This is a genomic window from Pedobacter alluvionis, from assembly GCF_003664035.1.
In the GTDB taxonomy this organism is placed as follows: Bacteria; Bacteroidota; Bacteroidia; order Sphingobacteriales; family Sphingobacteriaceae; genus Pedobacter; species Pedobacter alluvionis.
In genome coordinates, this window is the sequence record NZ_RCCK01000011.1 from 1078624 (window position 1) to 1091924 (window position 13301).

Below are 13301 nucleotides of genomic sequence, written 5' to 3' on the forward strand. Positions count from 1 at the left end.
AGTTTACCTTCCAAAAAATTCGTCTTTTTTATCTACTCTGTTTGGATCCTCCAATGGATATTGCTTCAACATCGGGTGAACACCTAAATCATCCATATTCAAAATACGGCGTAAATCCGGGTGACCTTCAAATTTAACTCCGAACAGATCGTAAGTTTCGCGTTCCATCCAGTTGGCACCTTTCCAAACGGTTGTCGCTGTAGGGATAGTTGGATTTTGCTCTGAAATGAAAACCTTAATCCTGATCCTGACTTTCTCTACCATATTATGCAGATGATAAACAACAGCAATACCGTGGTCTTTACCTGGATAGTGAACTGCCGTGATATCAGTAAGGAAATTGAATTTTAATTCTTCTTTAAGATGCGAAAGCACATTAATGATCACATCGTTATAAGTTACAAAGGTTAGAAAACCATAAGGCTCAGAAACGGCAGTAACTTTTTCGCCAAACTTTTCAGTCAGCTTAACGTGGATATCGTTATTTAGTGTCGTTTCTTCCATTATTTAATGCCGTATTGACCTAAAAGTTCCTTGTAATAATCAGAATTTCTTCTTCTGCCTGATTCGCTTTTCACTAAATCCTGAATACGCTGAAAACCATCTAAAATAGCTTCAGGTCTTGGCGGGCAACCCGGAACGTAAACATCCACAGGGATAACTTCATCAATACCTTGCAATACGGAATAAGTATCAAAAATACCACCACTACTTGCGCAGGCACCAACCGCCATTACCCAACGTGGCTCTGCCATTTGGATATAAACCTGTTTTAATACAGGAGCCATCTTTTTAGCGATAGTACCCATAACCATTAAAACATCTGCCTGGCGTGGAGAAAAGCTTAAACGTTCAGCACCAAAACGACCTAAATCGTAATGAGAACCCATGGTTGCCATAAACTCAATTCCACAACAAGAAGTTGCGAAAGGTAATGGCCATAATGAATTTGAGCGTGCCAAACCAATCACTTTATCAAGAGAAGTGGCAAAAAAGCCAGATCCTTCTATTCCTGGAGGCGCATCAACTATATTAATTTCACTCATGTTTATAAACAAAAAATGCTCATCCCTTTGCAGAATGAGCAACAAATTTACAATATTTTAAAGGCAAATAAACTAGTTTTACTCGATTTAGAACCTTTCTAAATAACTAAAATCGTCATAAGTTAGTGTAAGTGATACACATTTCAGTTTTCAGTTGGACAATTTTCAGTTTACAGTTTTAAACCGAGAACTACTAACTGCCAATTGTGAACTGAGAACTGATTAGTTCCAATCTAAAACTTTTTTCTTGATTACGTAAATAAAACCCAGCAATAATGTACCCATGAAAATGAACATTTCAATCATTCCATCCATCCGTAATGTACGGAAATTAACTGCCCATGGATACATAAAGATCACCTCTACATCGAACAGTACAAATAATATGGCTACTACAAAATATTTGATAGAGAAAGGCTGACGGGCATTACCTACTGATTTTATACCCGCTTCAAAGGTTTCTAGCTTATCACTCGTTTTGCGTTTTGGCCCTAAAAAGTGAGTAGCAACCAATGTAGTTACCACAAACCCTAAAGCAACAATTACTTGAAATATAATTGGTAAAAAATCTATAGCCGAACTTTGCGCTTGCATAATTATTATTTTGTGATGCAAAAGTAAAAGAAAAAGGCAGAGTAACCAAACTCTGCCTTTTCTAAATTATTTAACTTTTTAATTATTTGCCTTTACCTTTTGCTTTTGCAGCAGGTGCAGGCGATTGTAATTCTTTTAATCTAGCCGCAGCATAAGTGTCTGCAGGATCTAATGCCAAACTTTTAGTGAAAGCATCGATGGCCTTAGCTTTATCCTTATCTGAATACCAAGCTCCAATATTATTATAAGATTCTGATAAATTAGTCTTATTTGCAGCTACTTCTTCAGGTTTTACCAGGCTAACATATTTTTCAAAATACGGTATTCCAGTTCCTTTTGGATTAGCTTTGTCATCTACTAAATTTGCAATTCTTCCTCTTACAAAGTATCCTAAAGCAAATTCTGGAGAAACTTTAGCTAAATGGCTTAAAGCAGAGTCAGCCTCAACTAATGCAGCAGTATTAAACGGTTTTTTCTCTTTCTGAGCAATGTAAGCTTCGTAGAATCTAGTTTGACCTAGGTAATAGTAATTTGTTAATGATCCTTTTCCATTTGGATTGTACTTAATAGCCATTTGAAAAAGTTCAGCAGATTTACCATACTTCTTAGCCTTCATTAAAGACAAACCAGCTTCAGCCAAGGCATCTGCATTTGTTGAATCAATTTTTGCAGCCTCAATAATATTCATTACGGCTAAACTATCTTGTCCTGCTTGCAACTGAGATTTACCTAAATATAGATAATCATTACCCAAAATCTTAGATTTATCCTTTTCTTTAGCAAAGAATTCTGTCATGTAAGTCAGGGCTTGAGGATAATTTTTATTCTCGTAAGCCGCCCAACCTTTTAATCTTGAAACAACAATTCCTTTAGGATCATTTGCAGGAACCTGCAATGCAGTCGCTACTTGTTCTAAGGTTTTGAAATCTTTTGCATAAAATAAGAATTGAGCAAAACGCAATTGAGATTCCAAAGACTTATCTGTTAAATCCATGTACTTTTTATAATTCTCAATCGCTTTGGCTGCTTTTTCTTTATCTGTACCAAAGCTACTCCATTGTAAATATAACTCACCTAATTCGCGGTAAGCAGGGCCATAGTTTGCATCAGCAGCAATCACATCTTGTAATTCTTTTTCGCCTTCAGGAAAAGCCCTGGATTCTTTATACATTTTACCGATCTGCGTTTTAGCTCTTCTGTTGTTAGGATCAATATCACCAACACGCATGTATGGACCTAATGCCTCAGAATTTTTCTTTTGTAAAGCATAGGCATCACCTTGCGCCAGGAAAACTTCAGCATCTTTATCTTTAGAATCTAATTCGTCTGCTTTAGTAATGTTAGCTAAAGCATTGGCAAAATCTGGCTTAGATACATCATCACTAGGTTTATCCTGTGCCAAATAAGCTTTACCGATATACAAATAAGTTTTGTAATTCTTTTTATCAAGTTCAACAGCTTTGTCGAAGTTTGTTTTCGCAGAGGTTGGATTATTAGACAACATATCTGCTTCACCTAAACCAATTAAATTTAAATTGTTTTTAGGATCTGCGGTAATACCTTTGGTAAATACAGCTCTTGCAGAGTCGATATAACCGGTTTTTAAGTAAACCAATCCAAGATTGTAATAGTTATCACCATCTGATGCTTTTGAACTCACCAATGATTTAAGCATTGATGATGCTTTTTGATACTGCTCCGCGTCGATGGCTTTTTTCGCGTCATTTAAATCTTGAGCAAAAACTGCAGAACCCATCAACACCAAACCTACATTTAAGGTTATTGCTTTCTTTAAAATTTTCATCGGATATTCTGTTTTTTATTTAATAAAAACGAAGTGTCTCTTTAGATTTACTTCGTGGTTCAATTTATAAACTTTAATTTAATTTCCTTTAGTCAGGTTAATTTGTCTTGGCATTAACTTATGTGGGCCAAGTCCGGATTTAAGTACAATTAGTTGTCCCCTCTGACTTCTTAACCATGTTGCAAATCCTGTGCCTAAACCATCTCTTCCTTCGCAATCTATAATATTTATATTTCTTAAGAAAGGATAAACGCCGTTAATCAAGTTATCTTGAGTTGGTTTATAGAACTGATCATCTCCAACCTTTCCCTTTACATTCTTTACACCCAATACTTTTATCTTAGAAAGGTATTCGCTCATCTCTGTATCTTTTCCCGTGATCCAATTCACGCCCAAAATACCAATAAATTTTTTATCTTCTGCAATAAGTTTAATTACTTCTTTGCTGGAATTTTTTGAGTAAACACCTGTAGCTGGAAACTGGCTGATATGGGCCAACTCCTTAAAATACTGAAAGGTACTGGAATAGGCGTTATCAAAGACCAGTTTTTTATCTGATTTCTTCCCTTGTAAGATATCAATAACCTCATTAACGTTAATTGTACTATCGATATTGCCCTGATTTGTAATTAAAGCAATACCATCAATAGCAAACCGCGAAGAGTTGATCTTAATATTACGTTGATTATAATACTTCTCTTCTGCTTTAGTTAATAACCTTGGTAAAACAATTACCCTTACGCTATCATTCAGGAATGAAGGTAATAATTTTTCTTCAGGTTTAACTGTAGCCTCAAATTTTGCATCCGGGTAATCTAAACCAAAAATATTGATCTGATCTTGAACTATCGGTCCAACACTTTCATCAACCAATATTCTTAAGGTACCACTTGTTCTGGTTTCTTTAACTGCATCTACCTTGTTTTTACGTTTGCAGGATACGAGTAAAGCTAGCATACAAAATATTAAAAGGAAATTTTTCATTCAAAATGATTAATCGCGCCTACCCAGGCTTAAAAGTCTTACAAAAGCATAAATAATTAAGAAGATACCGATTGCAATACGCCCCCATTCCGGAATAGTGCTTAAACGAAGGGCAATAGGTTCATAAAATACGAACGCCAAACCCAATACCACGTAAAACACAAACATGATAAGGCCTAAAATGAGCAAAAACCGCTGTTTAGGCGATTTTTGCTTAAAAATATCAAAATTTAACATCTACTATTAGTTCAATGTAAAGTTAACGTTGATGTTGTATTTTACCCTTACAGGCTTACCGTTTTGAATACCTGGGTTCCAACGTGGACTCGCTTTTAATACACGGATGGCTTCTTCATCAGTTCCGCTACCTAAACCACGGGTAACTGTGATATCTGTTAATTTACCATCTTTTTCGACAACGAAAGATAAAAACACTTTACCTTGAACGTTGTTCTCCTGTGCCATTGGCGGGTATTTTATTGCTTTACCTAAGTAGCCATAAAATTTGGCAATACCTCCAGGGAATTCCGGTTGCTTCTCAATACTAACAAAGTCGTAAACCTTGTTATCATCAACCGCAACAGCAGCTTCTCTTTTTGGTCCTTCACCTACTGGTTCAGCGATAACAATATCAGCTGTTGGATCACCTTTGATATCCCTTTGACCTGGATCAGCTTCTTTCAATTTTTCAACTGTAGGTGGTTCATCACGAACCTCGATATCCGGTTTTACAATTGGAGGTGGCATTTTCACCTGGTCAATCTTTGGTGGCGGTGGCTCTACCGGTGGCGGTGGAGGTGTTTCCGGGTTTACCGGTGGTGGTGGAGCTAAAATTACTTCCTGTGCTTTTACCTGATCTTCCTGTTGATCCATCGAACCTTTAATCAGGCTATAGATTTTTGGAGAGAAAAATAATACAAGGAAGATAATAGATCCAATAATTAAGGCTTTGGTGGTATTTGCACCATTACTTTTACGCAATTGGTACGCACCATAGTTTTTGTTTTTATCTGCAAAAACCACTTCAAGCCATTCTTTTCTGAATATATCTAACTTCGACATAAAATTGGTTTTACTGATTATAAAATTCCTTTTTCTTTCATGAACTGCTTCTCATTGTCAAGGATGTTATCATCGTCGATCTGACGAACCTTAACTTTAAGAATTTCCAACTCATCCATCATATCTACAAAGTTTTGGAATGTAGAACCTGATGTTGGTTTTACCAGTACAACAAAGTCTCCAGCAACGCCTGAGGCATCAGCTGCTTTTCTATTTTTAACAATAGCATCTTCGATTTGTGAACCAGATTCGATAGTTGGGGCGCTTTCGCCAGCTACTCCCATGTACCATGCTACCTTATTGCTTTTACCTAACAAAATAGTCATCGTTTTACTTGCTTTCAGTTCCAATCTGTTCTCAGGTACCTTTTCGTTTTTATCCGGCTTTGCAATATCCATCGCTTGTGGCGTAGAGATTACTGTTGTTAAGATAAAGAATGTTACCAAAAGAAACATTAGATCCACCATCGGAGTCATATCAACCCTTGGGGTGGCTTTCTTCCCGCCTGTGTTTAATTCTGCCATTTCTTATTTCTTTTTAGCTTCAGAGTTGGTAACCAATAAAAACTTGTTTACACTTTGTTTCTGAAGTACATCAATAATCTTTTTAACTACCGGATATTCTTCTTTTGCATCACCTTTAATACTGATACGCATATCCTGATTATTAATCTCTTTAGTTGCTTTGCGAGCGTTTAACACCCATGAATTTAACTGATTGTCAGTCGAATCTGAAGGTATTCCAGGTTGAACCCCTGGTTTCATACGATCAGCACCATTTAAGGCAATAAGAGATTTTAAACTCTGAATCGGAACACCGAAACTTCCTATCGAAGAAAAGCGTTGTATTTCTAACGGAGTGAACGATATTTTGTACTGTTCGCCCATTAGTTCTAATGTTTTCGCTCTTACTTTGACCCCTGCTACTTCAAAGAAAACTTTCCCCTGCCCAATGGTTAAAATCGCATTGTTTTCTACGGGTACCTTAAACTCATACGTTGAGGAAGGTGTAGAAACGGCTAGTGGTTCTGGTTGCCTTGCTGTAGCAGTTAAGATGAAGAAAGTAAGTAACAATGATGCCACATCACACATGGCTGTCATATCTGTTACGGTACTTGTTCTTTTAACTTTAATTCTAGGCATAATATTTTTACTAGTTTTTAATAATGATGATCTTTTTTCCGGTTTTCCATAAAGCCGGTAAAAATTTTTTCAAAATTCTTATTTATGCGAACTAGCGTATGTTTGAACGATGCTGAAACCAGCCTCATCGATTGCATAAGTTAACTTGTCAATTTTAGAAGTTAATATGTTGTACATGATAATTGCCACAGTAGATACCAAGATACCTGTTGCAGTATTGATCAACGCCTCAGAGATACCTACCGCTAACGCTGACTGATCTGGTGCTCCAGAGTTTGCTAAACCGGCGAATGCACGGATCATACCTGTTACTGTACCCAATAAACCTACCAATGTACCGATTGATACCAAAGTTGCAATTACGGTTAAGTTTTGCTCTAACATTGGCATTTCTAAAGCTGTAGCTTCTTCAACCTCTTTTTGGATAGCAACGATTGATTGCTCAACATCCATGTTGGTATCAGCTTCAACTTCGCTATATTTTTTCAAACCAGATTTAATTACGTTAGCAACTGAACCTTGTTGTTTATCACACTCAGCTTTTGCAGCCTCGATGTTACCTGCGCTTAATAAACTTTGTACTTTGCGGATGAAAGTATCTAAGCTAGATTTTCCACTTGCTTTACCAATAACGATGAAACGTTCGATAGAGAATACAATTACCACTAATAGTAATCCAACTAAGATTGCTACGATAGGGCCTCCTTTGTAAGCTGTTCCAAGATAGTTACCAGGTAATGGTAATTTCTCTCTGTCACCATCGATAAAGTTACTTCCTTCTCCGAATACGAATCTCCAAACACAGAATCCAATGATAATACAAATTGGAATAACGAATGTTGCAAATACATTTGAAGCACTAGAAGAGCTCTCTTTTTTAACAGTTGTTGGTTTTGGTGCGTTTGCCATTTTTTTTGAAATTTTAGTTTTAGTTCTTGTTTTTAATTTTTAGCTGTTTTTTTTCTTTTGTACAACACTCAACGTTTCTTATCCGAAATTGTTGCGAAAAACAAATTTATAAATTGATTTTAAATTACAAATTAATAAATCAATAAGCAATTAAATCGTTACTTAGAATTTTGTTTCGGTAATTCACCAGGGTGTATAACAAAAAAATTGCCCCAGCCGAGGCAATTCTTTCACAATAAAAACTAAAAAAAAATCGAATTGCAAATTTTTCGTTCAAAAAATGCATTTTAAAGTGCATTTAACATAATTTTAACGCTTCGTGTCTGCTTTTTGGTACTTTTATCAGTTCAAACTGCTTAAAATTTTCTGAGAAGGCATCTGCCAGCTGATAAGCTTTTAAAAAATATTCTTCCTGATTATCCCATGTTTTAGAGGGGTCTAAAATATTATCTGGCACACCCGGACAAATTAGGGGCATCATTAATTTAAACACATGATGTTGTTTATAATGGTGGTGATTTAAATCCCCGTTTAATGCTGCTTTGATCATTGCCCGGGTATAACTTAATTTCATCCTTTTACCAACACCGTAAGCTCCCCCACTCCATCCTGTATTTACCAGCCAAACGTGTACCTGGTGCTTTTTCATTTTCTCGCCGAGTAAAGCAGCGTATTTTGAAGGATGCAATGGAAGAAAAGCTTTTCCGAAGCAAGCCGAAAACGTTAATTGAGGTTCTGTTACCCCGGTTTCGGTTCCTGCTACCTTTGCTGTATAGCCACTCATAAAGTGGAACATGGCCTGCTCTACATTTAATTTTGATATTGGAGGCAATACACCAAATGCATCAGCAGTTAAGAAAAAAATATTTTTCGGCACTGCGGCAACAGAGGGCAGGATAGCATTATCAATATAATCTATTGGATAAGCTACACGCGTATTTTCTGTTTTTTCAATATTGGAGTAATCAACATCTTTTGTTCCCGGGAAGAAGTTGATATTTTCTAATAACGAGCCAAATTTAATGGCCTTAAAAATCTGAGGTTCTTTTTCTTCTGTTAAATCAACACATTTTGCATAACAGCCGCCCTCGAAGTTGAATACGGAATCGTTACCCCAGCCATGCTCATCATCTCCGATTAAACCGCGTTCGGGATCGGCAGATAAAGTGGTTTTACCCGTTCCAGATAAGCCGAAGAAGATGGCAGTATCTCCATCTCTTCCCACATTTGCAGAGCAGTGCATGGAAAGTGTATTCTTATATACTGGAAGAATGAAATTCAGCACGGAGAAGATTCCCTTTTTAATTTCGCCCGTATAACCGGTTCCACCGATCAAAATCATTTTTTTAGTGAAATTGATGATGGAGAAATTCTCCTGACGGGTTCCATCAACAGCAGGATTGGCCAGAAAGCCCGGAGCAGCAATAATCGTCCACTCTGGACTGCCTGTTAAAGCATCTTCATCAGGACGGATGAATAAATTGTGAGCAAAAAGATTCTGATACGCTGTTTCAGTAATTACGCGGATGGATATTGCATAATCCGGATCAGCACATGCCGAAGCATCACGCACATAGATTTTTTTGTCGCTAAGGTAACTGGTCAGCTTATTAAATAACTGGTCAAATTTTTTAGGACTGATTTTAATGTTTACATCACCCCACCAAACCTGGTCTTCGGTTACGTCGTCGCACACGATAAACCTGTCTTTAGGCGAACGTCCGGTAAATTTACCGGTATCGATGGCCAGCGCTCCGGATGCCGCCATTGTACCTTCTTTATTTAATAATGCTTCATCAATCAACTCTTTTGGAGACAACTGGTACTTTACAGCAATGTTCTCGCCTAGATTTAAATAGTTTAAATCTGGCGTTTGCAGTTTCTTTTTGCTCATAACAATAAGTTAGTTAGTGGAGCAAAGGTAAAGACTTCTGTTGCACAAAAACGAGTTTTAAAACATAATTTTTTACATATTGTAGCAAATACACTATGACTCAATTCGCTTATTTACAGAATATTACAAAGTATTTTTGAACGCAAAAAAAATTAAAAAAATACACTAAGTTAAATTTGGTAAATGGTTTTACTATTTGAATTCTTCTGAATACACACCTACTTATAAGGGATTGAGTTTAAGTTAAGATTCTTAGGTAAAAACATCAATTTACCACCCGTCCTACGGGTACCCCTCCAAAGGAGGGGAATAATTAGACGCCGGAAAGGCAACTCACTTCAATAGTAGCACAACCCAAATTTAACTAAACCTGATAAAAGCGGCAGCTCCCGATCTCACCCACAACAAAACAGCACCACCATCGGGAGCTAAAGCGGTTAGCAGGACTATACTTGAAAGAGGATTACTGCAGTATCTTTTCTAATAAAAAGCATCGTTGTAATGTCCGCAATTATGCAAAACCCTAAGAGGGAGATTGGCCATAGTCTTCTTTAACCACCCCGCCCTGCGGGCACCCCCTCCAAAGGAGGGGAATAATACGGCTATTTTATCTAATTAAACGTTTTAATAGAAATTTCGAAATAAAATTGAAAAAACATTTGCATTTTAAAAAAATAATCTTCTACTTTACGGTTTACAAAGTACACAAAGACAAGATGAATTTTAATACTTCGATTATTACAACGATTATTATTACCACCGGTATAAACCAGCGGGGCTAATTTGTTGTAAATTGAAAAAACATAAAACACAGAGAGCGTCCCGATGAAAATCGGGACGCTTTTTTTTTAAACCATGCTGAATGAAACCTGTACAAACGAGCATTTTAAACCACAGATCGGTGCAGCAACAAACAGTTAAACCCAATATAAACTAATGAAAGTACTCAAATTCGGCGGCACATCCGTAGGTTCGGCCGAGAACATTAAAACCCTCTTACGCCTGGTTGGCGAAGAAAAAAAGAAGAACAGCCCGGTAGTTGTATTATCGGCAATGAGCGGCGTAACCAATTTGCTTACCGACATGGCTGAAATGGCTGAGCGGGGTGAAGATTACGATGCCCATTTAAAAGAAATTGAAGCAAAACACTTTGCTGTAATCCGTTCGCTGTTACCCGCGGCAGCACAGAACCCTGTGTTTACGCGTTTAAAAATCTTTTTTAACGAACTGGAAGATCTACTACAGGCAGTGACCAATCTGCGTGAACTGAGCTTGCAGACCAAAGACCAGATTTTAAGCTATGGCGAACGTTGTTCTACTTTTATGATCAGTCATATTGCATCTCAAAATTTTGGCGATGCGCTTTATGTAAACGGTTCTGAACTGATTAAAACCGACAGCAACTTCGGTCAGGCGAAAGTAGATACTGAATTGACTGAAATGCTGATCAACAATTTTTACCAGGAAAATAAGGACAAGGTCCTTTTTGTAACCGGTTTTATTGCCAGTAATGCGGCAGGTAGGGTAACAACCTTAGGTCGTGGTGGGTCTGACTATACCGCAGCCGTTTGGGGAGCAGCCTTAAATGCAACGGAAATAGAAATCTGGACGGATGTAAACGGTATGATGACAGCCGATCCGAGGATCGTGAAAAAAGCCTTCTCTTTGCCAGAACTGAGCTATACTGAAGCAATGGAACTGAGTTATTTTGGTGCAAAAGTGATTTATCCGCCCACCATGATCCCTGCTTTTATGAAAAAAATACCGATTGTGATCAAAAATACTTTCGAACCGGATTTTGCAGGAACCTATATTAAAAGTGATGTAAAAACTTCAAACTTACCTATAAAAGGAATTTCTTCCATCGATCAGATCAGTATCATCAACCTAACCGGAAGTGGCATGGTGGGTAAGGCAGGTTTTAGCGGGAGATTATTCTCACTGCTTTCGCGCGAGCAGATTAATGTGGTATTGATTACCCAATCTTCATCAGAACATAGCATTACTTTCGCGGTTAAACCAACGGACGCTTCGCAGGCCATTTCCCTGATCAAAAAAGAATTCGAGCTGGAGTTAGATGCGAAAAAACTGGAACTACCAGAAGTTGAAAATAATTTAGCGGTATTGGCCATTGTTGGTGAAAACATGAAACGTACCCCAGGCATGAGCGGTCGTTTGTTTAATGCGCTTGGCCGTAACGGTATTAATGTTAGGGCTATTGCACAGGGCTCTTCAGAGTATAACATCTCGGTAATTATCAGCAAAGATGATTTATCGAAAGCCGTAAATGCAGTACACGATGCTTTTTTTACCGACCTTAAAAGAACATTAAATGTTTTCTGCCTGGGCACAGGGAACATTGGTAAAACCTTATTTAACCAATTGAAAGAGCAAATGCCATTCCTTGCAGCCAATAACGACTTACAGGTTAAGGTTGCAGGCATTAGCAATACAAGAAAAATGATTTTCAATTCTGACGGTCTGTCGTTAGAAAATTGGGAACCGGAATTGAATGCAAATGGTGAACAGGCAGATTTAGCAGGTTTTGTTGCTAAAATGAAAGCTTTAAACTTACCCAACTGTGTTTTTGTCGATAACACCGCAGCAGAATCGCCGATAGCATTTTATCAGGGCATTTTTGAGAGCAGCATTTCCGTAGTAACCTGTAATAAAAAAGGAAATTCGGCAGATTATGCCCAATATAAATCATTCAAAGATACCGCCCGTAAATTCGGTGTCGATTTTTATTATGAAACCAATGTTGGTGCTGGTTTACCTATTATACGTACGCTAAAAGAATTAATGATGAGCGGCGATAAGGTTGCCCGGATTGAGGCTATTTTATCAGGAACTATTTCATACATCTTCAATAATTTTAAGGGTGAAGCTGGTTTTTACGAAACCGTAAAAGAAGCACAGGAATTGGGTTATACTGAGCCAGATCCACGTGATGACCTAAACGGAAAAGATTTTATGCGTAAGATGTTGATCCTGGCACGCGATGCGGGTTATCCATTGGAAGCCAGTGATGTGAAAATCGATAACATTTTACCTGAAGCCTGTTTAAATGCAAACTCTGTAGAGGATTTCTATTCTGAACTGCAAGCGAACGCTGCTTATTTCGAAAATCTAAAGAATACCGCAGCCAATGAGGGAAAGGTTTTACGCTATATCGGTAAACTGGAAGATGGCAATGTAGAGATCAGCCTGCAAATGGTGGATGATGACCATCCTTTTTATATGCTATCGGGAAGTGATAATATTATCTCTTTCACAACAGACCGCTACAAATCACGTCCACTGGTGGTAAAAGGTCCCGGTGCCGGCGCTGAAGTTACTGCCGCAGGTGTTTTTGCCGATATCATTAACGTAGGTACTTTAAACAACTAGTACAATGAATCCGGTTTTAGCACATAAAAATGAGATCCAAAGCTTGGTTGATCAGGCAATGATTGATTTTGAAAGCATCACGGAAGAAGCATGGAATGATAAACCACAACCCTCAAAATGGTCTAAAAAAGAATTATTAGGTCATTTGACCGATAGTGCATCGAATAATATCCGTCGGTTAATTATTGGTCAGTATGAGCAAGGCATTAAAATTGTTTATCATCAGGATGAATGGGTCCTTTATCAAAAGTATCAGGAGACAGCTATCGCCGATGTTAAAATGCTTTGGAAGTTGTTGAATAATCAGATTAGCCGGATAATTGAAAACATTCCGGAAGAAAAGCTTCAGAATAACTGCGATACCGGAAAAGGAAAAACAGAACTGCATACACTTTCTTATTTTATTGAAGATTATGTTGTGCATTTAAAATATCATTTAAACCAAATAACCGCTTAACACGAGCTAAGCCAATTAA

Annotated in this window: 13 protein-coding genes; 2 read left to right on the top strand and 11 right to left on the bottom strand. The window is 37.5% G+C overall.

Annotation, left to right across the window (positions count from 1 at the left end; all coding sequences use genetic code 11):
* Positions 1–3: 3 nt before the first annotated feature.
* From BCL90_RS12425 to pckA, 11 genes are all read right to left on the bottom strand, one after another.
* Positions 4–504, bottom strand: a complete 501-nt coding sequence (locus BCL90_RS12425; protein ID WP_121284282.1) for an NADH-quinone oxidoreductase subunit C — start codon at positions 502–504, stop codon at positions 4–6.
* Positions 504–1046, bottom strand: a complete 543-nt coding sequence (locus tag BCL90_RS12430) for an NADH-quinone oxidoreductase subunit B (RefSeq protein WP_057931427.1) — start codon at positions 1044–1046, stop codon at positions 504–506. Before BCL90_RS12430 ends, BCL90_RS12425 begins: the two co-directional genes overlap by 1 nt.
* A 222-nt stretch (positions 1047–1268) precedes the next feature.
* The gene (locus tag BCL90_RS12435) at positions 1269–1640 is read right to left on the bottom strand and encodes an NADH-quinone oxidoreductase subunit A (protein ID WP_029274758.1); all 372 of its coding nucleotides are present in this window, start codon (positions 1638–1640) and stop codon (positions 1269–1271) included.
* Positions 1641–1722: 82 nt separating this feature from the next.
* Positions 1723–3444, bottom strand: coding sequence for a tetratricopeptide repeat protein (locus tag BCL90_RS12440; protein WP_121284283.1), 1722 nt, complete (start codon positions 3442–3444; stop codon positions 1723–1725).
* A 78-nt stretch (positions 3445–3522) separates the two neighbouring features.
* A complete protein-coding gene (locus BCL90_RS12445) occupies positions 3523–4401 on the bottom strand; it encodes a PstS family phosphate ABC transporter substrate-binding protein (protein ID WP_244094988.1) in 879 nt (292 codons plus the stop codon).
* A 36-nt stretch (positions 4402–4437) separates the two neighbouring features.
* A complete protein-coding gene (locus BCL90_RS12450) occupies positions 4438–4665 on the bottom strand; it encodes a hypothetical protein (protein ID WP_121284285.1) in 228 nt (75 codons plus the stop codon).
* A gap of 6 nt (positions 4666–4671) precedes the next feature.
* Positions 4672–5490: an energy transducer TonB gene (locus BCL90_RS12455; RefSeq protein ID WP_121284286.1), complete on the bottom strand. Its 819-nt coding sequence runs from the start codon at positions 5488–5490 to the stop codon at positions 4672–4674.
* Between the two features lie 17 nt (positions 5491–5507).
* Positions 5508–6014: an ExbD/TolR family protein gene (locus tag BCL90_RS12460; protein WP_121284287.1), complete on the bottom strand. Its 507-nt coding sequence runs from the start codon at positions 6012–6014 to the stop codon at positions 5508–5510.
* Positions 6015–6017: 3 nt separating this feature from the next.
* Complete coding sequence (locus BCL90_RS12465) at positions 6018–6632, bottom strand: biopolymer transporter ExbD (RefSeq protein WP_121284288.1); 615 nt, start codon at positions 6630–6632, stop codon at positions 6018–6020.
* A gap of 78 nt (positions 6633–6710) precedes the next feature.
* On the bottom strand, positions 6711–7541 hold the full coding sequence (locus tag BCL90_RS12470; RefSeq protein WP_121284289.1) for a MotA/TolQ/ExbB proton channel family protein: 831 nt from the start codon (positions 7539–7541) through the stop codon (positions 6711–6713).
* A 298-nt stretch (positions 7542–7839) separates the two neighbouring features.
* Positions 7840–9435: a phosphoenolpyruvate carboxykinase (ATP) gene (pckA, locus tag BCL90_RS12475; RefSeq protein ID WP_121284290.1), complete on the bottom strand. Its 1596-nt coding sequence runs from the start codon at positions 9433–9435 to the stop codon at positions 7840–7842.
* A 936-nt stretch (positions 9436–10371) separates the two neighbouring features.
* On the opposite strand from pckA, the gene thrA reads away from it, so the two are divergent.
* Positions 10372–12825, top strand: a complete 2454-nt coding sequence (thrA, locus tag BCL90_RS12485) for a bifunctional aspartate kinase/homoserine dehydrogenase I (RefSeq protein ID WP_121284292.1) — start codon at positions 10372–10374, stop codon at positions 12823–12825.
* Between the two features lie 4 nt (positions 12826–12829).
* The gene (locus tag BCL90_RS12490; RefSeq protein ID WP_121284293.1) at positions 12830–13282 is read left to right on the top strand and encodes a DinB family protein; all 453 of its coding nucleotides are present in this window, start codon (positions 12830–12832) and stop codon (positions 13280–13282) included.
* Positions 13283–13301 lie beyond the last annotated feature (19 nt).

Bases quoted from the DNA above. Each gene is read 5' to 3' on its own strand.
- BCL90_RS12425 (WP_121284282.1), bottom strand. From the start codon at position 504: ATGGAAGAAACGACACTAAATAACGATATCCACGTTAAGCTGACTGAA.
- BCL90_RS12430 (WP_057931427.1), bottom strand. From the start codon at position 1,046: ATGAGTGAAATTAATATAGTTGATGCGCCTCCAGGAATAGAAGGATCT.
- BCL90_RS12435 (WP_029274758.1), bottom strand. From the start codon at position 1,640: ATGCAAGCGCAAAGTTCGGCTATAGATTTTTTACCAATTATATTTCAA.
- BCL90_RS12440 (WP_121284283.1), bottom strand. From the start codon at position 3,444: ATGAAAATTTTAAAGAAAGCAATAACCTTAAATGTAGGTTTGGTGTTG.
- BCL90_RS12445 (WP_244094988.1), bottom strand. From the start codon at position 4,401: ATGCTAGCTTTACTCGTATCCTGCAAACGTAAAAACAAGGTAGATGCA.
- BCL90_RS12450 (WP_121284285.1), bottom strand. From the start codon at position 4,665: ATGTTAAATTTTGATATTTTTAAGCAAAAATCGCCTAAACAGCGGTTT.
- BCL90_RS12455 (WP_121284286.1), bottom strand. From the start codon at position 5,490: ATGTCGAAGTTAGATATATTCAGAAAAGAATGGCTTGAAGTGGTTTTT.
- BCL90_RS12460 (WP_121284287.1), bottom strand. From the start codon at position 6,014: ATGGCAGAATTAAACACAGGCGGGAAGAAAGCCACCCCAAGGGTTGAT.
- BCL90_RS12465 (WP_121284288.1), bottom strand. From the start codon at position 6,632: ATGCCTAGAATTAAAGTTAAAAGAACAAGTACCGTAACAGATATGACA.
- BCL90_RS12470 (WP_121284289.1), bottom strand. From the start codon at position 7,541: ATGGCAAACGCACCAAAACCAACAACTGTTAAAAAAGAGAGCTCTTCT.
- pckA (WP_121284290.1), bottom strand. From the start codon at position 9,435: ATGAGCAAAAAGAAACTGCAAACGCCAGATTTAAACTATTTAAATCTA.
- thrA (WP_121284292.1), top strand. From the start codon at position 10,372: ATGAAAGTACTCAAATTCGGCGGCACATCCGTAGGTTCGGCCGAGAAC.
- BCL90_RS12490 (WP_121284293.1), top strand. From the start codon at position 12,830: ATGAATCCGGTTTTAGCACATAAAAATGAGATCCAAAGCTTGGTTGAT.